The sequence below is a fragment of the Providencia sp. PROV130 genome, from assembly GCF_028482225.1.
GTDB lineage: Bacteria > Pseudomonadota > Gammaproteobacteria > Enterobacterales > Enterobacteriaceae > Providencia > Providencia rettgeri.
Genome location: NZ_JAMPQC010000005.1, coordinates 288,577 through 314,664, shown reverse-complemented (window position 1 = coordinate 314,664; position 26,088 = coordinate 288,577). Strand labels below are relative to the sequence as shown.

Here is a 26,088-nt window from a genome sequence, read left to right as displayed (position 1 = left end):
GAGAATGGCTGACTGAGCATATTGCCAAGTCAGCCATTTTTTTATCTTATTTTACAACTTCACCGCTAGCAACCACGGTTTCGCGGACTTTATTGGCAAAATTTTGAGCTTCTTTGATAATTGAATTTTCATCAGCAGTCAGTATTTTACGGTCTTGCATCAATATGTTGCCATCAACTATGGTATGGCGGACATTGGCTCCATTAGCCCCATATACCAGCGCAGCATATGGGCTATACATAGGAACCATATTAGGTGATTTAGTATCAATAACAATAAGATCAGCTAATTTCCCAGGTTCGAGAGAGCCCAGTTTATCTTCCATGTGTAACACACGCGCAGAGCCCATTGTCGCCATATCAACAACAGTGATTGGTGGCATCGCTGCTCTATCTTTATTTGCCAGTTTGTGAATCTTACCCACTAAATTCAGCTCATTTAACGTCGTCAACGTATTACTCGACATTGGTCCGTCAGTTCCCAAGCCAACACGGATCCCTTTTTCAAGCATGGTTGTCACAGGGGCAACACCCTTAGCGGACTTAGTATTCGCACTGATATTATGTGCAACACCAACATCATATTGTTTGAGCAAATCCATATCTTTTTCATCAACCATAATGGCATGGGCAGCTATTACTTTATTGTTCAGTGCACCTATGTCTGCCATATATTGTACGGGGCTTTTGCCACCAGTGCGTTTGGCGATCTCTTCTTGCTCACGATCGGTTTCCGCTAGATGGATCATCACGGGAACATCAAGTTCTTGAGATAATTTTGCTATTTTTTGTAAATGCTCTGTTGTGTTGGTATAGGGTGCATGGGGAGCAAAAGCAGGAGTGATACGTGGGTGATCTTTGTATTGATTAATAAAGTTTACAGCATAATTGATGCCTTCATCCGCATTTTTCGCATCAGCGACAGGAAATTGAATAACAGATTCACCAAGGACAGCTCTTAAGCCAATTTTATCAACGGTTTTAGCCACTTCATCTTCAAAATAATACATATCAACGTAAGTTGTGACACCCCCTTTAATCATTTCTACATTAGCAAGGTTTGCCCCAATTCGAACCATTTCACGGGAGACCATTTTATTTTCTAATGGGAAGATATAACGGTGCAAACGGTCTGGTACGTCATCGGCTAAAGAACGAAATACGGTCATAGATGCATGTGTATGCGTATTAATTAGCCCTGGCATGACAATATCACCATCAACATTTAGTACATTAGGTGCTTGGTAACGTTGAGTAAGCTCAGGGCCACCAACGGCAATAATTTTATTGCCTTTGATGACAACCGTACCATGGTCAATAACCTGTTTTTGAGCATTCATTGTTAAGATGGTGCCATCTACAATTATGATGTCAGCGGGTGTAGCTGCAAAGCTAGAAAAAGAAGCACTAATAATGGAAATAGCTAGTAAAGATTTTAAAAGCGACATTTTGGCCTCATATCTGGTGAGAAAATATAAAAACTATAGGTAAATAAAAAGAAATAATACTATTTTTAATTAAAACAAAATTGATTGCTTGGTAACTGAACATTTAAATAATAATAATTTTATTAATGACTTAATTTTGCTAATAAAACACCAAAAACAATAACAACACAGGCAACGACTCGCATGACGTTGAATTTTTCTTTAAGAAAAGCAATAGATAGGAACATAGCGAATAGCACACTAGTTTCTCTAATTGCAGCGACCATGACAATGGGTGCTTGGCTCATCGCCCATATGGCAATACCATAGCTAATCAGTTGCATTAACCCACCAAGTAACCCAGAGCGCCAGTATTGTTGAATTCCAACAACTAGGGTACCACGATATTTGATAAAGCCAGGTACAGCTAACACAATCCCATTCAATAGAAATAACCAAAGTGTATACACCACAGGGTCTTCACTTGCTCTGGCACCATAGCCATCAGATAAGGTATAGCAGGCAGTAAAAAAGGCAGTTGATATGGCAAAAGCCAGAGCTTTTCCTTTGATATTTAAAGTGAATTTCTTCCCTGCAAAGGCAATAAGCACTACGCCAGAAATGATAAATAAAACACCAATAAGGCCCATTAATGGAATTAGCTCACTAAATAGCAAAGCACCGAGTAGTGCAGTCATTAATGGCGCAGACCCTCGTGATATGGGATATATCTGGCTTAAATCACCATGTGTATAAGCCTGGCTTAAAAAATAGGTATAGCCAATATGAAATAATACCGATAAAGCTAGCCAATGGATGGCTTCTGGTGATGGCAGGCCTAACCAAAATATTGCTGGTAGCGTTAAGATGCCAGAAAAAACAGAAATCATGACTAAACCGAAAAAGCGGTCATTGCCAAATTTAACAATGGCATTCCAGTTTGCATGGCAAAAAGCGGCAAAAAGTACGGCAAAGAGTACGTGAGTTGTCATTAGTGAATTGTAATCTTGAGTTTTTTATTGGCAATCTAATCGCATTTTTTCTGCGAAGCGCTTTGCAAATATCTTGCAAGTAGTCTCCCACATTTAAAATCTTCATGAAAGGTATCGAGAAAAGAAGATGCATAATTATTTTGTGATATTTGAAAAATGTAGGTTGGGTACTGTAATAAAAAATTGAAATTATAAAGTCCATTTTTAACAAAATTTGTTATTTGTTTTTATAAAAGTTGTCTATAGTAAAATTAACGTTTCTTTATCATTCTCTGTGACGCTTAACTTAAATTACTCGATAATTCCGATTCGTTTCTGATGAATAAACGACTTTTTACGAATTAATGATTAGCATAGTATTAACATTCAAAAATATATTGGGGTTAACTATATGACAGCAATTATTCGTAAATTTTTAAGGTTAGAAGCAGCAGGGGGCTTACTCCTGATTATTGCTGCCATAGTCGCTTTAATGATGGCTAACTCGCCATTACAAGGGGCTTATCAGCAATTTTTAGATATTCCTGTATCAATTAAGATATCAGAATTTGGTTTAGATAAACCTCTGATATTATGGATTAATGACTTCTTAATGGCGATTTTCTTTTTGGTGGTCGGCCTTGAAGTAAAACGTGAGTTACTGGAAGGATCCCTTGCGGGGCGTGATAAAGCGATATTTCCAGCAATTGCGGCATTAGGGGGAATGATTGCCCCTGCACTAATTTATCTGTTATTCAACGGAGGAGATGCAGTTACTCAGCAAGGCTGGGCAATACCAGCAGCGACAGATATTGCATTTGCTTTAGGTGTGATGGCTTTATTAGGTAAGCGGGTGCCAACAGAGCTTAAGGTGTTCTTATTAGCATTGGCTATTATTGATGACCTTGGTGTTATCGTGATTATTGCCTTTTTCTATACAAGTTCTGTTTCTTTGGTTGCATTGGGGCTTTCAGCATTGTGTATTGCTATTCTCTGTATGATGAATTGGCGTAGAGTAGAGAATACAGCTGCTTACTTAGTTATTGGGTTAATATTATGGGTGTGTATTTTGAAATCTGGGGTTCATGCCACATTAGCTGGGGTCATTGTTGGCTTCTTGATTCCTTTACATGGTACTAACCAGACCAAGCCTTCAGAAGAATTGGAACACGTCTTACACCCATGGGTTGTTTACTTAATTCTACCTATTTTTGCGTTTGCTAATTCGGGTGTACAGCTTCAAGGTGTAACATTAGAAGGTTTATTAAGCCCACTGCCATTAGGCGTTGCCGCAGGGCTAATTTTGGGTAAACCCATTGGGATTTTTCTGTTTAGTTGGATTTCGGTAAAACTTGGGTTTGCAAAGTTGCCTGAGTCGATTAACTTAAAACAAGTTTTTGCCGTTTCTGTATTGTGTGGGATCGGTTTTACTATGTCTATTTTTATAACCGGCCTCGCATTTGATGGACTCGATGAGGTGTATAGTACCTATTCACGCCTAGGTATTTTGCTTGGCTCTACGTTAGCTGCATTTTTAGGTTACTTTATGTTAAGAGTTGTGTTACCGAAACAAAAAGAACTGACTTAGTACCAGCTCAATATTTAATTTTGTAAATTATTAGTAAGAATTTCCGAACTAATAATCTATGATATACCGTAGTGTGTTTTTAAATACACTACGGTATTCATTTTAAAGGCTCTGAGAAATATGAGCTGCGGGTAAATGTGTATGGTCAATAGTCGTTTGTCTAGCTAGTGGTGGTACAAAAGGAATCGATATGCGGGTTTCACATCTTAATTTTAACCATCTTTACTACTTCTGGCATGTATGTAAAGAAGGCTCTGTCGTTGGAGCAGCAGAAGCGCTTTACCTGACTCCTCAGACAATTACAGGGCAAATAAAAGCATTGGAAGAACGATTAGGTGGAAAATTATTCAAAAGGCAGGGGCGAGGTCTGGTGCCATCTGAGCTTGGGCAATTAATTTTTCGCTATGCAGATAAAATGTTCATGCTTAGCCAAGAAATGCTAGATATTGTTAATTATAGCCGCGAATCCAATCTACTGTTTGATGTCGGGGTTGCGGATACGCTATCAAAACAGTTAGTTAGTAAAATATTAGAAACTACAGTTGTAGAGCATGAACAAATTCATTTGCGTTGTTTTGAATCAACACATGAATTGCTATTAGAACAGCTCAGCCAACATAAATTAGACATGATTTTGTCTGACTGCCCAGTTGACTCATCGCAGCAAGAAGGTTTGTTTTCGGTGAAATTGGGCGAGTGTAATATGAGTTTCTTTTGCCGTCAGCCGATCCCTAAAAAGCCATTTCCTGAGTGTTTAGAGGAACGTCGTTTATTAATTCCTGGGCGGCGATATTTGTTAGGTAGGCATATCTTAGCTTGGATACGAAATAAAAATCTACAAGTTGAAGTGTTAGGTGAGTTTGATGATGCGGCACTTATGAAAGCATTTGGTATGCATTATAACGCGATTTTTGTAGCTCCATCGCAGTATACACCTGATCTTCTAGGTGGCGAAGATATTGTAGAGTTAGGCCGTTTAGAGAGCGTAAAAGAAGAGTATTACGTTATTTTTGCAGAGAGAATGATCCAGCACCCAGCAGTACAGCGAGTGTGTAATAAAGATTTTTCAGATTTATTTTCAGTGCCGCTTGATAGCTTAGATAAAAAATAGCGACAAATAAAAAACCGGCATAAGCCGGTTTTTTAAGCTAATCAAGAAGCAAAATTACATTGCTTTGATTTGAGCAACTAAGTTAGCTTTATGACGTGCTGCTTTATTTTTGTGGATCAGGCCTTTAGTAGCATGGCGATCAACAATAGGTTGCATGTCATTGAATGCTTTCTGAGCAGCTTCTTTATCGCCTGCAGCGATAGCAAGGTAAACTTTCTTGATAAAAGTACGTACCATAGAGCGACGGCTAGCGTTATGCTGACGACGTTTCTCTGACTGAACGGCACGTTTCTTAGCTGATTTGATATTAGCCAAGGTCCAACTCCCAAATGTATTCTATTGAGGACAATTCAAAGGTCGAGGAATATGCCCTTTCGCCCTTCATTTGTCAATGGATTTGTGCAAATAAACATCGTGTACTTCGATGCTCATGCGCTGTGAATGGTGCAAGATTCTATCAGCAAATATAAGAAGAATACAGATCTTAGCGTGAAAAAATGCGTAATTGATGGCAGAAATTTAAAAAGAATTAAGATGAAAAATGTTTTTTAGTCTATCAATCAGTGGGTAGTATGAAAATCAAGCATGTTATGGCTGTTTTTTGTTCTTTTTGACCGTTTGGTTATAACCATTGAAGTATAAAACATAAAAATATAATATTTTTAGAGACCTTGGAACAAATTTGTTGTATTGATAATCCATTGGTTACCCCAAAGTTTTTGATGTTCGAATCCAATTGCTCTGTTTGGGGAGCGTAATAACCCACTAATTACATAAAAATAGTGGTTAATAAATCGTGTAGAGATCAAAAAAATAGGGTTTAATGAAACCTTTTGCGAACTAAGGTTAACCTTATGCGTCGTACAAGGTATAATCCTACAATTTCCTCGGTATTGAGCCTGTTATGGAGCTAATTCGCGGTATACAGAATATCCGGGCGTGCCATCATGGTAGCGTGCTGACTATCGGTAATTTTGATGGTGTCCATCGTGGGCATCAGGTTTTACTTCAAAATTTGAAACTTAAGGGAGCGCAGTTAGGGTTACCAACTGTCGTGATGATATTTGAACCTCAGCCCCTTGAATTTTTTATTGGTGACAAAGCGCCTGCGCGTTTGACGCGTTTGCGAGACAAAGTTAAATATCTTGCAGACAGTGGTATTGATTACCTCTTATGTGTTGAATTTAACCAGCACTTTGCATCATTAACACCCGCTGAGTTTGTTGCTGACTTACTTGTCAGTAAGCTTGGGGTAAAGTATCTCGCTATTGGCGATGATTTCCGCTTTGGGAAAAATCGCATGGGGGACTTTGCTTTTTTACAGCAAGCAGGTGATGAATTTGGTTTTGAAGTTGCAGATACAGAAAGCTTCTGTGATTCAGGGCTTCGTATTAGCAGTACAGCGATACGAAAAGCGATTCAAGAAAACAATCTTGAATTAGCTGAAAGCCTATTAGGGCATTCTTATCGTATTAGCGGGCGAGTGGTTCATGGTAATCAACTTGGCAGAACAATAGGTTTTCCAACAGCAAACCTACCATTAAAACGTTTAGTCACACCAGTTACTGGTGTGTATGCTGTAGAAGTTTACGGTTTAGGTGATAAGCCTCTACCTGGTGTGGCAAATATTGGCACACGTCCGACTGTATCTGGAAAAGGAACACAGTTAGAAGTTCATCTGATTGATGCAAATATAGATTTATATGGGCGTCATATCGATGTAGTGTTACGTAAGAAATTACGTGATGAGCAGCGGTTTGCTTCGTTGGAAGCGCTTAAGGAGCAAATTGCTAATGATGTAATTGCAGCGAGAGAGTATCTTACTGCAATAGGAATCAGATAATTTAGCGGAAAATTGGAACTGAGAATCGATGAGTGACTATAAAAATACCCTGAATCTACCAGAAACAGGGTTCCCAATGCGTGGCGATCTCGCTAAACGCGAACCACAGATGTTAGAGCGCTGGTACAAAGAAGGTTTGTATCAGGCAATCCGTAAAGCAAAATCGGGCAAGAAAACCTTTATTCTGCACGATGGTCCTCCGTACGCTAACGGCAGTATTCATATTGGTCACTCAGTTAACAAAATTCTCAAAGATATTATTATTAAGTCCAAAGGGTTGGCGGGTTATGATTCCCCATACATCCCAGGTTGGGACTGCCATGGATTACCGATTGAACATAAAGTTGAACAAATCGTTGGTAAGCCAGGGGAAAAAGTTTCCGCCGCTGAATTTCGTGCACAATGCCGCCAATACGCTAAAGAGCAAATTGAAGGCCAAAAAGCTGATTTCATGCGTCTTGGTGTTTTAGGTGAGTGGGATAAACCTTATCTAACAATGGATTTTAAAACCGAGGCTCACATTATTCGAGCGTTGGCGAAAACTATTGCAAACGGCCATTTAGTGAAAGGAGCAAAGCCTGTTCACTGGTGTACAGCTTGCGGTTCTTCATTAGCGGAAGCTGAAGTTGAATACTACGACAAAACATCACCGTCTATCTACGTTCGCTTTCCAGCTGTAGATAGCGAGGCCGTGTGTGAAAAATTTGGTGTGGTAAGTGACAAAACTCCGTCGCTGGTTATTTGGACAACGACACCTTGGACATTGCCAGCAAACCGCGCAATTTCATTAAATCCTGAATTCAAATATAACTTGGTCGATGCAAATGGCGAGTTAGTCATTTTAGCCGCAGACCTCGTTGAAGACGTGATGAAAACTGCGGGTATCTCCGTATGGGAAGTTCTTGGTGAATGCGAAGGTTCAGCATTAGAATTGTTGCGCTTCCAGCACCCATTTATGGGCTTTGATGTTCCTGCTATTTTGGGCGATCATGTGACATTAGACGCAGGTACGGGGGCTGTTCATACCGCACCAGGCCACGGTCCTGAAGACTATATTGTCGGCCAGAAATATGGCTTAGAAACGGCTAACCCTGTGGGCCCAGATGGCTGCTTCTTACCAAATACTTACCCAACATTAGATGGCGTATTTATTTTTAAAGCTAACGACCTTATCGTTGAATTATTGAACGAAAAAGGCGCGTTACTGTACAAACAAGCGATTCAACACAGCTACCCATGTTGTTGGCGCCATAAGACTCCAGTTATCTTCCGTGCTACGCCACAGTGGTTTATCGGCATGGATAAAAACGGCTTACGTGAACAATCTCTGAAAGAAATTGATATTGTTCAATGGATCCCAGGCTGGGGACGTGCACGAATTGAATCTATGGTTGAAAACCGCCCTGACTGGTGTATTTCTCGTCAACGTACTTGGGGTACCCCAATGTCGTTGTTTGTTCATAAAGACACTGAAGAGCTACATCCTCGCACATTAGAATTAATGGAAGAAGTGGCTAAGCGTGTTGAAGTGGATGGCATCCAAGCATGGTGGGATCTTGACCCTGCTGAGCTGTTGGGTGATGAAGCTGAAATATATCGTAAAGTACCTGATACCTTAGACGTGTGGTTTGATTCTGGCTCAACGCACTTTGCGGTTGTGGATGCTCGTCCTGAATTCCATGGTAATTCAGCGGATATGTATCTTGAAGGGTCGGATCAACATCGTGGCTGGTTTATGTCATCATTGATGTTATCAACAGCAATGAAAGGGAAAGCACCTTATCGCCAAGTGTTGACACATGGTTTTACTGTTGATGGCCAAGGCCGCAAAATGTCTAAATCTTTAGGCAACACAGTAAGCCCACAAGATGTAATGAATAAACTGGGTGCAGATATCTTACGTTTATGGGTTGCATCAACGGATTATACTGGCGAAATCGCAGTTTCAGATGAAATTTTAAAACGTGCTGCTGATTCATATCGCCGTATTCGTAATACTGCACGTTTCTTACTGGCTAACCTGAGTGGTTTCAATCCTGAAACCGACATGGTGAAACCAGAAGATATGGTGGTTTTAGACCGTTGGGCGGTAAGTCGTGCGTTAGAAGCTCAGCAAGAAATTGCTAAAGCCTATGATGAATATGACTTCTTGTCTGTTATCCAGAGATTAATGCATTTCTGCTCCATTGAAATGGGGTCATTCTATCTGGATATCATCAAAGACCGTCAATATACGGCGAAAAGTGATAGTTTAGCGCGTCGTAGCTGCCAGACTGCGTTATTCCATATTGTTGAAGCGTTAGTGCGTTGGATGGCTCCGGTTCTGTCCTTCACTTCCGATGAAATTTGGAATGAGTTACCAGGAAAACGCGCTCAATTTGTTCTTACCGAAGAGTGGTATGACGGTTTATTTGGTTTAGATGAATCAAATGAAATGAACAACAACTTCTGGACTGAGCTATTGGCGGTTCGTGGTGAAGTGAATAAGGTCTTAGAACAAGCGCGTACTGATAAGCTCATTGGGGGCTCATTAGAAGCTGCAGTGACATTGTATGCAGATAAAACTTTGGCAGAAAAACTGCAAAGCCTGGGTGATGAATTACGCTTTGTTTTACTGACATCACAAGCTCATGTGGCTGATATTGCAACAGCTCCAGCAGATGCACAAGAAAGTGAATTGAAAGGCCTGAAAATTGCTTTCAGTAAAGCAGCGGGTGAAAAATGCCCACGTTGCTGGCATTATGCAAGTGATATCGGTTCTTCAAGCGAGCAACCAGAAATCTGTGGTCGCTGTGTCACTAACGTAGCCGGTAACGGCGAAACACGTAAGTTTGCTTAATGAAGACGCCAGTTTGTTCTACCGGTTTGCGTTGGTTATGGTTAACCATTGTGATCATCGTTGCGGATTTAGGCATTAAGCAATTAGTGCTTAGTGACCTAAATTTGTATGAACCGCATCCGATAATGCCATTTTTTAACATAATGTATGCGCAAAATTTTGGCGCGGCATTTAGTTTCTTGGCTGATGAAGGCGGGTGGCAACGTTGGTTCTTTGCAGGTATTGCAATTGGGATCTCCGTTATCTTAATGGTTATGATGTATCGCCAAAGTGCACAAAAACGCCTATCTAACATTGCATATGCATTGATTATTGGTGGTGCTATCGGTAATTTAAGCGACCGTTTAGTCCATGGCTTCGTTATCGATTACCTTGATTTTTACGTTGGTAATTGGCATTGGCCGACATTTAACCTAGCGGATATGGCGATATGTATTGGTGCAGCTCTTGTGATTTTAGAAGGTTTCCTACCAGATAAATCAAAGCAAGAAAAAGCCAAATAAAATGGCAGCGCACTAGGTTAGAATATAATAACTCACAGCCCAGATTTTCTGGGCTGAATTTTATGATAAATAGGTTTGGTTTATGTCTACTCAAATACAGGCGCAGAGCTCTGTTTTACTGCATTTCACACTGAAATTGGAAGATGGCTCTACGGCTGATTCCTCGCATGCACAAGGAAAGCCTGCGTTGTTTGTTTTAGGGAATGACTCCTTATCGCCAGAACTTGAAGCTCAATTGATTGGCCTTAATGAAGGTGAAAAGAAAAGTTTTTCGCTGCCCGGAGACACTGTTTTTGGGAAACATAATCCTGACTTAGTTCAATATTTTTCATTGCGTGACTTTATAGAAACAGGCATTCCTGAAATTGGTACGATAATGCTATTTACCGCGATGAATGGCAGTGAAATGCCAGGTGTAGTAAAATCAATTGAAGGTGAGTCGATTACTATTGATTTTAACCACCCTCTCGCTGAGCAGCAGATTAGTTTTGATATCGAAGTGCTTGAAGTAGATCCGCAATTGGAGAATCACAATGCAAATATTAATGGCTAACCCTCGTGGGTTTTGTGCTGGCGTAGACCGCGCAATTAGCATCGTAGAAAGGGCATTAGAACTATATGGTGCTCCGATTTACGTTCGTCACGAAGTGGTTCATAACCGTTATGTTGTTGATGATTTACGTCAACGTGGTGCTATTTTTATTGAAGAAATCTCAGAAGTACCTGATGGGTCAATCTTGATTTTTTCTGCGCATGGCGTTTCTCAAGCCATTCGCCAAGAAGCGCGTTCTCGCGATCTAACGATGTTATTTGATGCCACTTGTCCTTTGGTGACGAAAGTTCATATGGAAGTTGCACGAGCGAGCCGTAAAGGCAAAGAAGCCATTTTAATTGGGCATGCAGGGCATCCAGAAGTCGAAGGCACGATGGGTCAATACAGTAACCCTGAAGGCGGGATGTATCTTGTTGAAAGCCCTGAAGATGTTTGGAAATTAAAAGTGAAAGATGAAAATAATCTCTCTTTCATGACACAAACAACGCTTTCTGTTGATGATACCTCTGATGTTATTGATGCACTGACCTCTCGCTTTCCAAGCATTGTAGGGCCTCGTAAAGACGATATTTGCTATGCAACGACTAACCGCCAAGAGGCAGCGAGAGAACTTGCAGAACGCGCTGATATTGTTTTAGTCGTCGGTTCTAAAAACTCATCAAACTCAAATCGTCTAGCGGAATTAGCTTCGCGCATGCAAAAACCTGCATTTTTAATTGATGGTGCAGAAGATATTAAAACGGAATGGTTAGCAGATAAAAATATTATTGGCTTAACTGCGGGGGCATCAGCACCAGACATCTTAGTTAGGCAAGTCATTGATCGACTTAAAGAGTTAGGAGCCGACTCGGTTGTTGAATTGCAAGGGCGTGAAGAAAATATCGTCTTTGAAGTCCCTAAAGAATTAAGAGTTGAGGTCAAAGAGATTAATTAATCATTTGGTTTTAATTACAGGAACAGCCGCTTTATCATTCCTATCTTTGCGGCTGTTTTAACCTTTTTATTCAAGTTGTTCCCTTCGCATTTTCTCTCAATTAAAACTTTTACTGATAATCTTTATGCTTTCTACGCTTTTGTTAATAACTCTGCATTTTTGCTAGCAGAATACAGTCAGGATAGTTAATCTGTATCACAATCATTTCTAAACTGTGGGTAAAAATAGCCTTTTTATCCTAAACAACAGTTCAAATTTATATATTTGCATTAATTAAAAAAGGATAAACCATGGCAAATTCAGTGGTACGTGTCGCAATAGTTGGTGCAGGTGGACGTATGGGACGCCAGCTAATCCAAGCCGCACAACAACAAGATGGAATTCAACTGGGGGCAGCGATTGAGCGTGAAGGCTCGTCACTTATCGGAACCGATGCAGGTGAACTCGCAGGTATCGGTAAGTTAGGTATCTCTATTGTTGATTCACTTGACCAGGTTGTTAATGATTTTGATGTGGTTATTGATTTTACGCGTCCAGAAGGCACATTGCATTACTTAGCATTTTGTAAAGCCAACCAAAAAGCCATGGTCATTGGTACGACAGGGTTTGATGAGCAAGGGAAGGGAGCCATTGCTGAAGCTGCGAAATCTATTCCTATTGTCTTTGCAGCAAATTTCAGTGTTGGCGTCAATGTAGTACTGAAATTACTGGAAAAAGCAGCAAAAGTAATGGGAAATTACACAGATATTGAAATTGTTGAAGCTCATCACCGCCATAAAGTGGATGCGCCATCAGGTACTGCTTTAGCCATGGGGGAATCTATTGCTAGCGCGCTGGGCAAAAATTTAAAAGAGTGTGCCGTATACACCCGTGAAGGCTACACTGGAGAGCGAGAACCTGGAACCATTGGTTTTGCAACTATCCGAGCTGGGGATATTGTGGGTGAACATACCGCCATGTTTGCGGATATCGGGGAGCGAGTTGAAATTACTCACAAAGCCTCTAGCCGCATGACCTTTGCAAATGGTGCAATTAAGGCATCAGGTTGGGTTTGTGCTAGAAATAGTGGGTTATATGATATGAAAGATGTATTAAGTCTTGATGATTTGTAGTGTTTTTATTTGTTTTTTTTATTATAAATTATCTGGTTACATTCAATAAATATTTATTTGATGTTGATTTGAAATATTTATATTCAAATCAACATTAATTTATATTTTCGTTGTTTTTACCTCTAATTTTGCTCGTTAATTATCCTTTCCTCCTTCTTTTAGCTGGGTTATTATCAATAAACTAGTTATCTTGCTTTGCAACCGTTTACTAATTCATTTTTACTATGATTTATACTACTCATCCAACTAAAAGTGAGGTAGTTGAGTAAAAAAGTAAGATAAAAGTGAAAAAAATGCATTTTTTTCTAGACAAGACCCTATCTCATCATTAGAATGCGCGCAATTTGCCAAAAATTTGCTTAAAAACTCATTTTGGCATTGATTTAGATCGCAAAATCTGAATTAATATGCAAAAAACGTGATTTATTATTCTCCGGAGGGTGTTTTGATTAAGTCAGCTATATTGGTTCTGGAAGACGGAACCCAATTCCACGGGCGTGCTATCGGTGCAGAAGGCGCTGCTGTTGGAGAAGTCGTTTTCAACACGTCGATGACCGGATATCAAGAAATAATTACAGACCCTTCCTATTCCCGCCAAATTGTTACTCTCACTTATCCCCATATTGGTAATGTCGGCACTAATGCTGATGACGAAGAATCTCCAAATGTTCATGCACAAGGCTTAATCATTCGTGACTTACCATTGGTATACAGTAACTTCCGCGGGCAAGAAGGGTTATCTGAATATCTAAAACGCCATAATGTGGTGGCGATTGCAGATATCGATACACGTAAATTGACACGTTTACTGAGAGAAAAAGGCGCTCAAAACGGTTGTATCATTGCGGGTGATAACCCGGATGTTGCACTGGCATTGGAAAAAGCGCGTAGTTTTTCAGGTTTGAATGGGTTGGATTTAGCAAAAGAAGTCTGCACTAAAGAGATTTATAACTGGTCCCAAGGTTCATGGACGCTGGAAAATGGCCAGCAAGGCGCAAAAACTGCGGATGAACTCCCTTTACATGTTGTCGCTTATGACTTCGGTGCGAAGCGCAATATCTTACGTATGTTAGTTGACCGTGGCTGCCGTTTAACCGTGGTACCAGCAACAACACCCGCAGAAACTGTATTGGCGATGAATCCTGATGGTATTTTCTTATCAAATGGCCCTGGTGACCCAGCCCCATGCGATTACGCCATCAAGGCCATTGAAACATTTTTAACCACAGAAATTCCAGTATTTGGTATCTGTTTAGGGCACCAGTTACTTGCCCTGGCAAGTGGCGCTAATACCATAAAAATGAAGTTTGGCCATCATGGTGCTAACCATCCAGTTAAAGATTTAGATAAAGATGTGGTGATGATCACGGCGCAAAACCATGGTTTTGCTGTTGACGAATCGACACTTCCCGACACACTGCGAGTGACTCACAAGTCGCTGTTTGATGGAACATTGCAAGGTATTCACCGTACGGATAAACCAGCATTCAGTTTTCAAGGCCACCCAGAAGCAAGTTCAGGGCCACATGATGCGGCAAATTTATTCGACCATTTTATTGAATTAATTAATGAATACCGTCAGAACACACCTCGTCAAAACGCACAATAATCGGGAGCAAAAGAAATGGCAAAACGTACTGATATAAAAAGCATTCTGATTTTAGGTGCCGGCCCGATTGTGATTGGCCAAGCATGTGAATTTGACTACTCAGGTGCTCAAGCATGTAAAGCACTGCGTGAAGAAGGCTACCGCGTAATCTTAGTTAACTCGAACCCTGCGACAATAATGACTGACCCAGAAATGGCAGATGCAACTTACATCGAGCCGATTCACTGGGAAGTTGTGCGTAAAATCATTGAAAAAGAGCGCCCAGATGCAGTATTACCAACCATGGGTGGCCAAACCGCACTGAACTGTGCGCTTGAATTAGAGCGTAAAGGCGTTTTAGCCGAGTTCGGTGTCACTATGATTGGGGCAACGGCAGATGCAATAGATAAAGCAGAAGATCGCCAACGTTTTGATAAAGCAATGAAAAAAATCGGCTTGGGCACTGCACGCTCAGGTATTGCACATAATATGGAAGAGGCATATGCCGTTGCAGATGCGGTCGGCTTTCCCTGTATTATTCGCCCATCATTTACGATGGGAGGCACCGGTGGTGGTATTGCCTATAACCGTGAAGAGTTTGAAGAAATCTGTACTCGCGGTTTAGATTTGTCCCCCACTAATGAATTATTGATTGATGAATCGTTAATTGGCTGGAAAGAATACGAAATGGAAGTTGTCCGCGATAAAAAAGACAACTGTATTATTGTTTGTTCAATTGAAAATTTCGATGCCATGGGGATCCACACGGGTGATTCTATCACTGTAGCTCCTGCTCAGACATTGACCGATAAAGAATATCAAATCATGCGTGATGCATCGATGGCAGTATTGCGTGAAATCGGTGTTGAAACGGGCGGCTCTAACGTTCAATTTGCGGTAAACCCTAAAGATGGGCGTTTAATTGTTATTGAAATGAACCCGCGGGTTTCGCGCTCATCAGCACTTGCTTCTAAAGCGACTGGCTTCCCAATTGCAAAAATTGCGGCAAAATTAGCGGTGGGTTATACCCTTGATGAGTTAATGAATGACATCACTGGTGGCCGTACTCCGGCATCATTTGAGCCTTCCATTGACTATGTTGTGACAAAAATTCCACGTTTTAACTTTGAAAAATTTGCGGGCACGAATGACCGACTAACAACGCAAATGAAATCTGTCGGCGAAGTGATGGCTATTGGTCGCACATTCCAAGAATCAATGCAAAAAGCATTACGTGGCTTAGAAGTAGGCGCAACAGGCTTCGACCCGAAAGTGGCCCAAGAAGACCCTGAAGCACTAACTCGCATCCGTCGTGAATTAAAAGATGCAGGTGGAGAACGTATCTGGTTTATCGCGGATGCATTCCGTGCCGGTCTTTCTGTTGATGGTGTTTTCAATTTAACCAATATTGACCGCTGGTTCTTAGTGCAAATCGAAGAACTGGTACGTTTAGAAGAAGAAGTGGCTGAATTAGGCATCAATGGCCTAACTAAGGACTTCTTACGCGTACTTAAGCGTAAAGGTTTTGCAGATGCACGTCTGGCAAGTTTAGTCGGTGTTTCTGAAGCAGAGCTACGCAAACTACGTCAAAGCTATGATTTACATCCTGTTTATAAACGTGTTGATACTTGTGCGGCAGAGTTTGCAACAGATACGGCTTATATGTATTCCACTTATGAAGATGAGTGTGAGTCCAACCCAAATAATGCTAAACCGAAGGTGATGGTGTTAGGCGGTGGGCCAAACCGAATTGGGCAAGGGATTGAATTTGACTATTGCTGTGTACATGCATCTTTAGCGTTACGTGAAGACGGCTATGAAACCATTATGGTGAATTGTAACCCAGAAACTGTTTCAACCGATTACGACACGTCAGACCGCCTCTATTTCGAACCTGTCACTCTTGAAGATGTGCTGGAAATTGTACGTATCGAGCAGCCAAAAGGTGTGATTGTGCAGTATGGTGGTCAAACACCATTAAAATTAGCTAGAGCGTTGGAAGCTGCAGGTGTTCCTGTTATTGGTACGAGTCCTGATGCCATTGACCGCGCAGAAGATCGTGAACGTTTCCAACAGGCCGTTAATCGCTTGAACTTAAAGCAGCCACAGAATGCAACTGTCACTGCTATTGAGCAAGCAGTTGAAAAAGCAGCTGTTATTGGTTATCCACTGGTTGTTCGCCCATCCTATGTGTTAGGTGGTCGAGCAATGGAAATCGTGTATGACGAAATCGATTTGCGTCGCTATTTCCAAACTGCGGTGAGCGTTTCTAACGATGCGCCAGTGCTACTTGACCGTTTCTTAGACGACGCAGTTGAAGTTGACGTAGATGCGATTTGTGACGGTGAGATGGTGCTGATTGGCGGTATCATGGAGCATATTGAGCAAGCTGGTGTGCACTCTGGTGACTCTGCATGTTCACTACCTGCATATACACTTAGCCAAGAAATCCAAGATGTGATGCGCGAACAAGTCCGCAACCTTGCCTTCGAGTTACGTGTACGTGGCTTGATGAACGTGCAGTTTGCCGTCAAAAATAACGAAGTTTATTTAATTGAAGTCAATCCACGTGCCGCAAGGACTGTGCCTTTTGTCTCTAAAGCAACCGGGGTGCCATTAGCGAAAGTTGCAGCGCGAGTGATGGTGGGGCAAACTTTGACACAGCAAGGAGTAACGGAAGAAGTTATTCCACCATACTACTCTGTAAAAGAGGTCGTATTACCATTTAATAAATTCCCTGGGGTTGACCCAATTCTTGGACCTGAAATGCGCTCAACAGGTGAAGTAATGGGAGTCGGCCGGACATTTGCAGAAGCATTTGCTAAAGCGATGTTAGGCAGTAGCTCGACGATGAAAAAATCAGGCCGTGCACTGTTATCCGTGCGTGAAGGGGATAAAACACGTGTGGTTGATTTAGCCGCTAAGCTGTTAAAACACGGCTTTGAATTAGATGCCACTCACGGTACGGCGATTGTGTTAGGAGAGGCTGGGATTAACCCGCGCCTTGTCAACAAAGTTCATGAAGGTCGTCCACACATTCAAGATAGAATTAAGAATGGTGAATATGATTACATTGTGAATACCACCGCAGGTCGTCAAGCCATTGAAGATTCAAAATTAATTCGCCGCAGTGCATTGCGTTACAAGGTTCACTATGACACGACGTTGAATGGCGGTTTTGCGACCACGATGTCGCTCAGTGCGGATCCAACAGATACGGTAATCTCCGTACAAGAAATGCATGCATTAATAAAGTAATTATTTAATAAATTACTTATATAAGCCTCAGTATTCAATTTACTGGGGCTTTTTTATGGCTACTTTTAAATTATCGCTAGCGAGAAAATAATTGTCTGGTGATATTGTGGGTAAAATATAATTCCAATAAAAAATGCAAAATTGAGATTGACTCTCACGTAACGTGAGGCACTAACCTTGGTCGCAATTACAGGAGGAACCTATGCTATTTCAAGTTGGTGAGATTGCGGAAAAAACAGGATTAACCATCCGTACACTACATCATTATGAAGAAATTGGCTTATTGGTACCAACTGCAAGAACCGATGCGGGTTATCGGCTTTACAACATGCAATGCATAGAGCGTTTAACGCAAATTCAATTGCTACGGCAGGTTGGAGTCAAACTAAAAAACATCGGTGAATTACTAGATGGCCAGAGTGGGGATATGACGAGTTTGTTGCAAGAACGAATTGCATTATTAACGGAACAAATGGAGCGAATGGCAACATTGCGTTATCGATTAGAGCAATTACACAAGCAAATGCAAACAGGCACTACTTTAACTCAGGCTGATTGGTTTTCTGTATTGGAGATGATGTCGATGTTTGATAAATATTTTACCCCTCAAGAATTGGAACAATTGCCACTCTATACGGCGCACACGCTGAAAAATCAAGAGTGGCAACAGCGGGTAGCAACGGTAAACAAGCTGATGGAACAAGGCGCTATACCTCAATCTACCGAGGCGCAAAAAATTGCACATGAATGGATGACGGCGTTAGAGCGAGATACTGGGGGCAATCCGGATTTCTTTGCACGGCTGAATCAAATACATTTATCGGATAACACATTAGCCTATTCATCGGGCATTTCTGTTGCAATGATCCAATTTGTTGCAGAGGGTTTTAGTGAGTACCAATTATCACTGTTTAAACCTCATTTAACCGCGGAGCAATTTGCTTTTGTTCAGCAACATTATTTTGCTTCAGGCCAGGTGTGGCCAGAACTCATTGCGGGTTTATATAATGCATTAAAAGCACATAAATCCCCAGATTCACCCGAAGTACAACAATTAGCGAAAACATGGTTAACGATGTTCAACCAGTTTACGGGGGGAGATCCTGAGCTACAAGAGAGAATTCGGGCAATTTATCGAGAGGAACCCAAGATTTCGCAAGGAACATGGATGACAGCAGAAATTGGCCAGTACTTGTTTTCTGCTATTAGTATCTTGATGGACAAATAAGCCAAATGGCCGCTAATTAGCGGCCATTACTCGGTCATACTATGGTTTTTCTTTGTTACCAGAGAGTGCCTTTCGGTGTTTCCAATACATTACAATTGAACCAATTAGCCCACTAATTAGTAAGATGACAGGGATAATCATCAGCGCACTAATGACAATTTGCTCATGTTCTTTCACAAAAGGAATTTGGTTTAAGGCATACCCCAAGGTGACTATTAAGCCAACCCATAACAAGCCACTTAGCCAGTTAAAAAATTGGAAACGGCGGTGACTTAATTCAGATAACCCAGCGAGCAAAGGTAATATTGTTCTGACAAATGCAAGGAAGCGGCCGATAAGTAGGGCGTATAATCCTTGCTTATTAAACATATTATTTGCTTTGGTGTGATATTCCTCAGGAATTTGCGCTAACCAGCGTTTCACAACCTTGGTTTCACTTAACCATCGGCCTTGTAGAAAGCCTAGCCAGCAACCTAAACTGGCTGCTGTTGTCAGCAATAGTATTGTGGGAACAAAGTGCAGGACCCCTTTGGCAATTAATGCACCTGAAAGGATCAACAAGGTATCACCGGGTAGGAAAGCGGCGGGAAGAACGCCATTTTCTAAAACAATGACAACAAAAAGTACGGTATAAATAACCCAAAGCACTTCAGGGTTGGAGAGTTTAAGGAAATCGTGGTGCCAAAGTGCCAGTACGATTTCGCGTAGGACTTCCATAATCATTCCTGTATCTGCGTAAAAGCGAATTTCTTTATCATCTATATTACAGGAAAAAAAGGGCTCAAGTTTGATTTGTTTGATGAATTAATCATTGAGTGGATAAATTGCAGGAAATATTTAATGATTATCCTGCAATTAACATGTTGATTTAAGCTACAAATTAAATTCGCTCAAAAGCTAATTGTAAGTCGTGAATTAAATCATCGGTGTGCTCTAAACCGATGTGCACTCGGAAAAAGGTGCCTTCTTTTGGTGAAAAATCATACTGCCGCATACTGAGCAAATCTTCTTTTTGGTATCCCAAAATCAGCGATTCAAAACCGCCCCATGAATAGCCTATTTTAAATTGATTAAAATTATCAAGAAAAGCGGTAAATTGCTCCGTAGTTAAGCGTGATTTTAGTTGGAAAGAGAACAGACCATTTGAGCCTGTAAAATCACGAATAAAGAATTCATGACCTGGCGAACTCTCAAGTGCTGGGTGAAAAACCTGTTCAACTTCAGGGCGTTGTTGTAGCCAATTAGCAACTTGTAAGCTATTAATTTGATGCTGTTTTAATCGAGTCGGCAATGTATGCAGGCCACGATTAGCCATATAAACAGTGTCTGGGTCAGCTGTTTGGCCTAAGAGATAGGAATTTTCACGTAATGTTTCAATACAGCGTTGGTTAGCCACAGCAAGGCCGAGCATTCCGTCGGAATGGCCATTGATATATTTAGTTGCTGATTGGATTGAAACGTCAACATCAAATAATAATGGTTTAAGTAAGACGCCGGCAGCCCAAGTGTTATCAATCATAATTACAATTTCAGGCGATTTAGCACGTATAGCTTTTACGATTGCAGGTAAATCATGAATTTCCATGGTGATGGAGCCAGGGGATTCTAAGAATACAATACGCGTATTGGATTGGATTAAATCAGCAATTCCCGTTCCGATTAGGGGATTAAAATACGTGGTTTGAACATTTAACTTAGTGAGAATATTGTCACAAAAATTTTGGGTTGGATCATAAGCTGAACCGGTAACAAGGATATGTTCGCCTGCAGAAATAAAGGACAAAATGGCATTGGTAATTGCGGCAGCGCCAGAAGGGTAAAGGACACAACCGGCACCCGCTTCTAATTCTGTCATGGCTTCTTGAAAAGCAAAATGTGTTTGCGTACCACGGCGTCCATAAAATAGTACGTTATTTGCACGATGGCGAGTTGCATGACGTTTCTCTTCAAGCGTATCAAAAATAATAGAAGAAGCTCGCTGAATAACGGGGTTTACCCCTTTTTGTGTGTACTTAGGGTTCCGCCCAATATGGACTAATTGTGTTTCAGGTTTTATGTCTGCCATGATTTTTTCCCTACACAGAATGTGAGCTGGTTAAATTTAGAGGTGATTTATACTAAGACGTTAAATGATCCTGATAGAAATGTAACTTGAGTATTCTTCAACTTTCAAATCATAGGTAAGTTTCATTTTGTCAGGTTGCGTATGATCACTTAATTGAGCGATGAATTATTAAGGAAAATAACCGCATAATAGAGAAGGGCATGTTTGTCTAAACGCAAAAAAATATAAAAAAATCGCGAATACTAATGATAATTACTATCAATTCGCGCTGTGTTTGATATCATCAGCACCGTCTTTTTGAAAAGAGACGGACAGCGCGAGTCAAATTTCGCTTTTAAAGGTTAGTCGATGAATGGCACAATCATCGATATGAATTTTATTATACAACACTAAAAAGAGAGTAAAGGCCAACTGATGCGTAAACTAACAGCTTCTATTCTATTGGCGTTCGGCTTGATGGGTACGGCAGTAGCTGAAACCACACCTGCAACAACACCAGCTGCGTCTCAAAATACACCATCAACACAACCGGCAGTAAATCCGGCTGCACCACCAACAACACCAAGTGCTGAAGTTGCATCAGTACCCGCTGTGCCTGTACAAGGTGAAACAGTGAACACAACAGTTGTTAATGAAAATATTGAAATTGCAACAGAAGCACCAACAGGGGGCTTTGATCAAGACTTATCTGTTTGGGGAATGTACCAAAATGCAGATAACGTGGTTAAAACCGTTATGATTGGTTTGGTGATTGCTTCTGTTATTACATGGGCACTGTTTTTCTCAAAAGGTTTAGAGATTTTAGTTGCTCGCCGTCGCTTAAAAGAAGAAGCGAAAGCGATTGCTGAGGTGAAATCACTCGATGAAGCAGTCAGTATCGCAGAAGGCTTCAAAGCAAATAGCATTACTCGTATGTTATTAAATGAAGCCGTTACTGAGCGGGCGTTATCAGCCAATAGCTCTGATTTATCAGGAACAAAAGAGCGTACTGCATTCCGTCTAGAAAGGGCAGTTGCTGCTATTAGCCGTTATATGGGCCGTGGCAATGGTTATTTGGCTACTATTGGTGCGATTTCTCCATTCGTCGGTTTATTTGGAACTGTTTGGGGGATCATGAATAGCTTTATCGGGATTGCCCACTCACAAACAACTAACCTTGCTGTTGTTGCGCCAGGCATTGCAGAAGCACTATTAGCGACAGCAATTGGTCTTATTGCCGCTATCCCTGCGGTTGTGATTTATAATATTTTTGCTCGTATGATCAACAACTATCGTGGTCAAGTAGGGGATGCCGCTGCTCAGTCCGCATTGTTACTGGGGCGTGATCTTGATCTGGCAAATAGCAAAGCAAGGTAATTATTATGGCAATGCGTTTAGGTGACGAACAAGACGATAGCGGTGAAATGCATGAAATTAACGTAACACCTTTTATTGATGTTATGTTGGTTTTATTGATTATCTTTATGGTTGCGGCACCATTGGCAACAGTTGATATTAAAGTCGACCTACCAGCTTCGACAGCGAAGCCGCAGCCGCGTCCAGAAAAACCCGTATTTCTAACGGTGAAATCGGACAACCAGCTTTTTATTGGTGACCAAGCTGTGACAAAAGAACAGCTTGCTTCTACACTTGACCAAGCAACAAGTTCTAATAAGGAAACGACAATCTTTTTCCAAGCGGACAAGAGTGTTGATTATGAAACTATGATGGATGTAATGAATGCATTGCGTCAATCAGGGTACTTGAAGATTGGTTTAGTGGGTATGGAAGCAACATCCTCAAAATAAGCGAATTACATCGTATAAACGCGTTTTATCATTAAGGGTAAAACGCGTTTTTTTATTATCTAACTGTGCCTTAAGGTAAGTCTGTAGCGTTCTAATTTCCCGTTAACTCCGTTTTTGTCTATCTCATCACATTTATTTTGCTAATTAAATTTCTTTTTAAGAATTTTATTCTTAATTGACGTTTTATATTTGTAATTTGGTAGGCTGGGGTAGCTATTGTACTCATTGTTTCACTCTATTTAGGATATTTTTGCTTGTATTTTCTATAAGCAATGAAGCATCTTATTAATTTTTATAATGAATCATTGTTTGTTTTTTTTTCTTATCACAGTAATGTCTATTGATTTTACCTTTTTTACTATTTATCTATTAGTTACATTGATTCATTTTCTTGGTTTTTTAATTTTTAAATGCGAGTTAAATAGCATATTAATGCTGATTATTTTATCAAAAGTAATGCAATAGCGATGTAAAACTTAATGAAAAATAAACCATATTATAAGTAAGGGTTTGTATAGAGATCATTTTTAACCTATTTGGCCTAATTCCTTATTAAGTTGGTGGTTATTTTGTAAGGGAAGGATTCATCAGAAAAGTGATTATTTATCATGACCCTGATTGTTTTTATATTTAATTCGTAGTTTAATAAATTTTAATTACGTAAATATCATTAATATTTATAATTGAAAAATATGTAAATTTTATTAATGTTCAAAAGATTTTATTATTCCAGAAAATATATTTGTAAAGCTATGTGATATATATTAATTAATATTAAATTTACTTTTAAATTTTAAATAAATTATTTTCTATAAAAAATGTAAATTGTTTGTAATATCTTAACTATAGGTTAAATATTTTGCCCTATTTTGACTTTTTTAATGTATCCATTTGATTCTAATTGTTTTATTTGATTTTTTTGTATCTTATCATGAAAATAAAAAAACACTTGCGCAACAAAAGTGTTGCGCTATAATGCAATCAATAACATTTAGAAACACTTTTAAATACTTTATTATACTGCGTTATCTATTTTTATAATTTACTTATGCTAGGGAATCAATAAGGCCAATGCTAATTTGGGAATAATATAAAGTTAGTGAACGTTTAGGCCTTTGCATTAAAAATAGATATAATTACTTAACAGGTAGGTCAGCTAAGTGAACGTATTTATACCGTGAGATAAGTGTTATTACTGGAGTCAAATGGGCTGACTACAGACTACGCATAGCAAGCGTCGCCGTAATACGGCAATTTCATATTATACTCTTCTATAGATAAAATAAGACTACACTTCCAGCGTTATCATTAAGATAGCGCTTTTTTTTTATTTCAGTCTATTTCTTCAAATCTGAGTGTGCTCAAGATCAATCTGTCTCTCGTTTTATGATGAAATAACTTCACGAAAAAATTTATCGGAGTATGATGTTGCCACTTCGCTGTGGGGGTCGATATAAATACTTATAACGATAATTATACAACGGCGAATTTCTCTGCCAAGGTCTGGCGTGAATGAATTGGAAGTAACAATGACTTGGTCTGATTTTAAATCTCGCTATCTCATCGGTTTTTGGAAACCATTACCTGCAGTTATTGCAGCAGGTATCTTATCAACCTATTACTTTGGCTTGACGGGCACATTCTGGGCTGTCACGGGTGAGTTTACGCGTTGGGGCGGGCACATCATGCAGTTGTTTGGTGCTGAGCCAGAGACATGGGGCTATTTCAAAGTTATTGGCTTTGAGGGTACACCACTGGATCGCATTGATGGTGTCATGATTATTGGTATGTTTGCCGGGTGTTTTGCCGCTGCATTATGGGCCAATAATATTAAATTACGAATGCCTCAGCATCGGATACGTATTTTTCAAGCTATTTTAGGCGGTATTATCGCTGGATTTGGTGCTCGTTTGGCGATGGGGTGTAATTTAGCTGCATTCTTTACTGGCATCCCTCAATTTTCATTACACGCATGGTATTTTGCTGTTGCTACTGCGGCAGGGTCATACTTTGGTGCGAAATTCACACTAATGCCAATGTTTCGCATTCCTGTGAAACTGAAAAAAGTCAGTACCGCATCGCCGCTAACACAAAATCATAATGTGGCGAAAAGACGCTTTAAACTGGGAATGGTGATTTTCACTTTAGCACTGGCTTGGGGCTTTTATACCTTATTAGACTCCCCAGTAATGGGGTTTGCCATTTTATGTGGTATTGGCTTCGGGTTACTGATAGAAAGAGCACAAATTTGTTTTACCTCTGCATTTCGTGACCTGTGGATCACCGGACGCACCCATATGGCGAAAGCTATCATTATTGGTATGGCGGTCAGTGCGATTGGTATTTTCAGCTATGTGCAGTTAGGTGCAACGCCAAAAATTTTATGGGCTGGGCCGAATGCTGTTATTGGTGGATTGCTGTTTGGCTTCGGTATTGTACTCGCTGGTGGCTGTGAAACGGGCTGGATGTACCGTGCCGTAGAAGGCCAGGTTCATTATTGGTGGGTAGGCTTTGGTAATATTATTGGTGCTACAGTACTGGCTTACTACTGGGATGACTTAGGCCCTTGGCTAGCGACTGATTTTGACAAAGTTAATCTACTCGAAACTTTTGGTCCAGAAGGTGGATTACTAGTCACTTATGGGTTATTAGCGGTCGCATTTGTACTGATGTTGGTCTGGGAAAAACATTTTTTTCGTAAACGTTCTCAAAAAGCATCTAATGTATCCGTGGAGGTAGTATGAGTAAGAAAGACATTATCCCTGATTACCGGTTAGATATGGTCGGGGAACCTTGTCCATACCCAGCGGTGGCAACATTAGAAGCAATGCCATCGCTGAAAAAAGGCGAAATATTAGAGGTAGTCAGTGATTGCCCGCAGTCGATCAATAATATTCCTCTGGATGCGAAAAACTACGGTTATACTGTGTTGGATATTCAGCAAGATGGGCCGACTATTCGTTATCTTATCCAAAAATAACGAATACGCGTCATATTTTGCACTGTCGCGGCGTTGGCTTCATGCGTTAGCCCTAGTCACATACTTGTGTATGCTCCTAGGGTCTAACGCATTTGCCGCCTTGCGACAGCACAAACTATTTAGCGTATTGGTATTGGTCATGCTTCGTGCTGTAGCGTTGTTGACTGCTCTCACAAGCTCTAGTCACACGATACCCAGAGCTTATTCAATTGTCGCCTAGCTACACCCCAAATAATGTAGGGTATCTTGGTGATACCCTACATATATTAAAGCGGTCGGTAAATCGGGAAATTGAACACGGT

20 protein-coding genes are annotated in these 26,088 nt (G+C 40.5%); 15 read left to right on the top strand and 5 right to left on the bottom strand.

The window, feature by feature from the left end; all coding sequences use genetic code 11:
* Window positions 1–46: 46 nt before the first annotated feature.
* Together PSF28_RS05330 and PSF28_RS05325 are read right to left on the bottom strand one after the other, a co-directional pair.
* Window positions 47–1,447, bottom strand: a complete 1,401-nt coding sequence (locus PSF28_RS05330) for an amidohydrolase (RefSeq protein WP_210836623.1) — start codon at window positions 1,445–1,447, stop codon at window positions 47–49.
* A 122-nt stretch (window positions 1,448–1,569) separates the two neighbouring features.
* Window positions 1,570–2,418: an EamA family transporter gene (locus PSF28_RS05325; RefSeq protein WP_210836626.1), complete on the bottom strand. Its 849-nt coding sequence runs from the start codon at window positions 2,416–2,418 to the stop codon at window positions 1,570–1,572.
* Window positions 2,419–2,809: 391 nt separating this feature from the next.
* On the opposite strand from PSF28_RS05325, the gene nhaA reads away from it, so the two are divergent.
* Entirely contained in the window at window positions 2,810–3,985 is a 1,176-nt protein-coding gene (gene nhaA, locus PSF28_RS05320; protein WP_210836629.1) for a Na+/H+ antiporter NhaA, read from the top strand.
* Window positions 3,986–4,175: 190 nt separating this feature from the next.
* A complete protein-coding gene (gene nhaR, locus PSF28_RS05315) occupies window positions 4,176–5,096 on the top strand; it encodes a transcriptional activator NhaR (RefSeq protein ID WP_004914690.1) in 921 nt (306 codons plus the stop codon).
* A gap of 54 nt (window positions 5,097–5,150) precedes the next feature.
* On the opposite strand, the gene rpsT is transcribed toward nhaR, so the two are convergent.
* Entirely contained in the window at window positions 5,151–5,411 is a 261-nt protein-coding gene (gene rpsT, locus PSF28_RS05310) for a 30S ribosomal protein S20 (protein ID WP_004914688.1), read from the bottom strand.
* A gap of 589 nt (window positions 5,412–6,000) precedes the next feature.
* Here rpsT and ribF point away from each other — a divergent pair.
* The 9 genes from ribF to PSF28_RS05265 all read left to right on the top strand — a co-directional run bounded on the left by ribF (window position 6,001) and on the right by PSF28_RS05265 (window position 18,954).
* Window positions 6,001–6,939 carry a bifunctional riboflavin kinase/FAD synthetase gene (gene ribF, locus PSF28_RS05305; RefSeq protein WP_272684746.1) on the top strand — a complete coding sequence of 313 codons (939 nt, stop codon included), beginning with the start codon at window positions 6,001–6,003 and terminating at the stop codon, window positions 6,937–6,939.
* A 28-nt stretch (window positions 6,940–6,967) separates the two neighbouring features.
* Window positions 6,968–9,778: an isoleucine--tRNA ligase gene (gene ileS, locus PSF28_RS05300; protein WP_272684745.1), complete on the top strand. Its 2,811-nt coding sequence runs from the start codon at window positions 6,968–6,970 to the stop codon at window positions 9,776–9,778.
* Complete coding sequence (gene lspA / locus PSF28_RS05295; RefSeq protein ID WP_109911860.1) at window positions 9,778–10,281, top strand: signal peptidase II; 504 nt, start codon at window positions 9,778–9,780, stop codon at window positions 10,279–10,281. Before ileS ends, lspA begins: the two co-directional genes overlap by 1 nt.
* 82 nt (window positions 10,282–10,363) lie before the next feature.
* Window positions 10,364–10,834, top strand: coding sequence for an FKBP-type peptidyl-prolyl cis-trans isomerase (fkpB, locus tag PSF28_RS05290; protein WP_004905629.1), 471 nt, complete (start codon window positions 10,364–10,366; stop codon window positions 10,832–10,834).
* The gene (gene ispH, locus PSF28_RS05285; protein WP_210836637.1) at window positions 10,815–11,768 is read left to right on the top strand and encodes a 4-hydroxy-3-methylbut-2-enyl diphosphate reductase; all 954 of its coding nucleotides are present in this window, start codon (window positions 10,815–10,817) and stop codon (window positions 11,766–11,768) included. The genes fkpB and ispH overlap by 20 nt, the downstream gene beginning before the upstream one ends.
* Window positions 11,769–12,058: 290 nt before the next feature.
* Complete coding sequence (gene dapB / locus PSF28_RS05280; protein WP_272684744.1) at window positions 12,059–12,880, top strand: 4-hydroxy-tetrahydrodipicolinate reductase; 822 nt, start codon at window positions 12,059–12,061, stop codon at window positions 12,878–12,880.
* A 445-nt stretch (window positions 12,881–13,325) separates the two neighbouring features.
* On the top strand, window positions 13,326–14,489 hold the full coding sequence (carA, locus tag PSF28_RS05275; protein ID WP_210836643.1) for a glutamine-hydrolyzing carbamoyl-phosphate synthase small subunit: 1,164 nt from the start codon (window positions 13,326–13,328) through the stop codon (window positions 14,487–14,489).
* A 15-nt stretch (window positions 14,490–14,504) separates the two neighbouring features.
* The gene (carB, locus tag PSF28_RS05270; RefSeq protein ID WP_210836645.1) at window positions 14,505–17,726 is read left to right on the top strand and encodes a carbamoyl-phosphate synthase large subunit; all 3,222 of its coding nucleotides are present in this window, start codon (window positions 14,505–14,507) and stop codon (window positions 17,724–17,726) included.
* A 202-nt stretch (window positions 17,727–17,928) separates the two neighbouring features.
* The gene (locus PSF28_RS05265; protein ID WP_210836647.1) at window positions 17,929–18,954 is read left to right on the top strand and encodes a MerR family transcriptional regulator; all 1,026 of its coding nucleotides are present in this window, start codon (window positions 17,929–17,931) and stop codon (window positions 18,952–18,954) included.
* 39 nt (window positions 18,955–18,993) lie between these two features.
* On the opposite strand, the gene PSF28_RS05260 is transcribed toward PSF28_RS05265, so the two are convergent.
* Entirely contained in the window at window positions 18,994–19,671 is a 678-nt protein-coding gene (locus tag PSF28_RS05260; RefSeq protein ID WP_210836649.1) for a DedA family protein, read from the bottom strand.
* A 163-nt stretch (window positions 19,672–19,834) separates the two neighbouring features.
* The gene (gene metC / locus PSF28_RS05255) at window positions 19,835–21,019 is read right to left on the bottom strand and encodes a cystathionine beta-lyase (RefSeq protein WP_272684743.1); all 1,185 of its coding nucleotides are present in this window, start codon (window positions 21,017–21,019) and stop codon (window positions 19,835–19,837) included.
* A 414-nt stretch (window positions 21,020–21,433) separates the two neighbouring features.
* On the opposite strand from metC, the gene exbB reads away from it, so the two are divergent.
* The 4 genes from exbB (at window position 21,434) to yedF (ending at window position 25,786) form a co-directional block, all read left to right on the top strand.
* Complete coding sequence (gene exbB, locus PSF28_RS05250) at window positions 21,434–22,375, top strand: tonB-system energizer ExbB (protein WP_210836653.1); 942 nt, start codon at window positions 21,434–21,436, stop codon at window positions 22,373–22,375.
* 5 nt (window positions 22,376–22,380) lie between these two features.
* Window positions 22,381–22,806, top strand: a complete 426-nt coding sequence (gene exbD, locus PSF28_RS05245) for a TonB system transport protein ExbD (RefSeq protein WP_210836655.1) — start codon at window positions 22,381–22,383, stop codon at window positions 22,804–22,806.
* Between the two features lie 1,529 nt (window positions 22,807–24,335).
* Complete coding sequence (gene yedE, locus PSF28_RS05240; RefSeq protein WP_109911866.1) at window positions 24,336–25,550, top strand: selenium metabolism membrane protein YedE/FdhT; 1,215 nt, start codon at window positions 24,336–24,338, stop codon at window positions 25,548–25,550.
* Window positions 25,547–25,786 (top strand): sulfurtransferase-like selenium metabolism protein YedF, encoded by a 240-nt coding sequence (yedF, locus tag PSF28_RS05235; protein WP_004914660.1) that lies wholly within the window; start codon window positions 25,547–25,549, stop codon window positions 25,784–25,786. The genes yedE and yedF overlap by 4 nt, the downstream gene beginning before the upstream one ends.
* Window positions 25,787–26,088 lie beyond the last annotated feature (302 nt).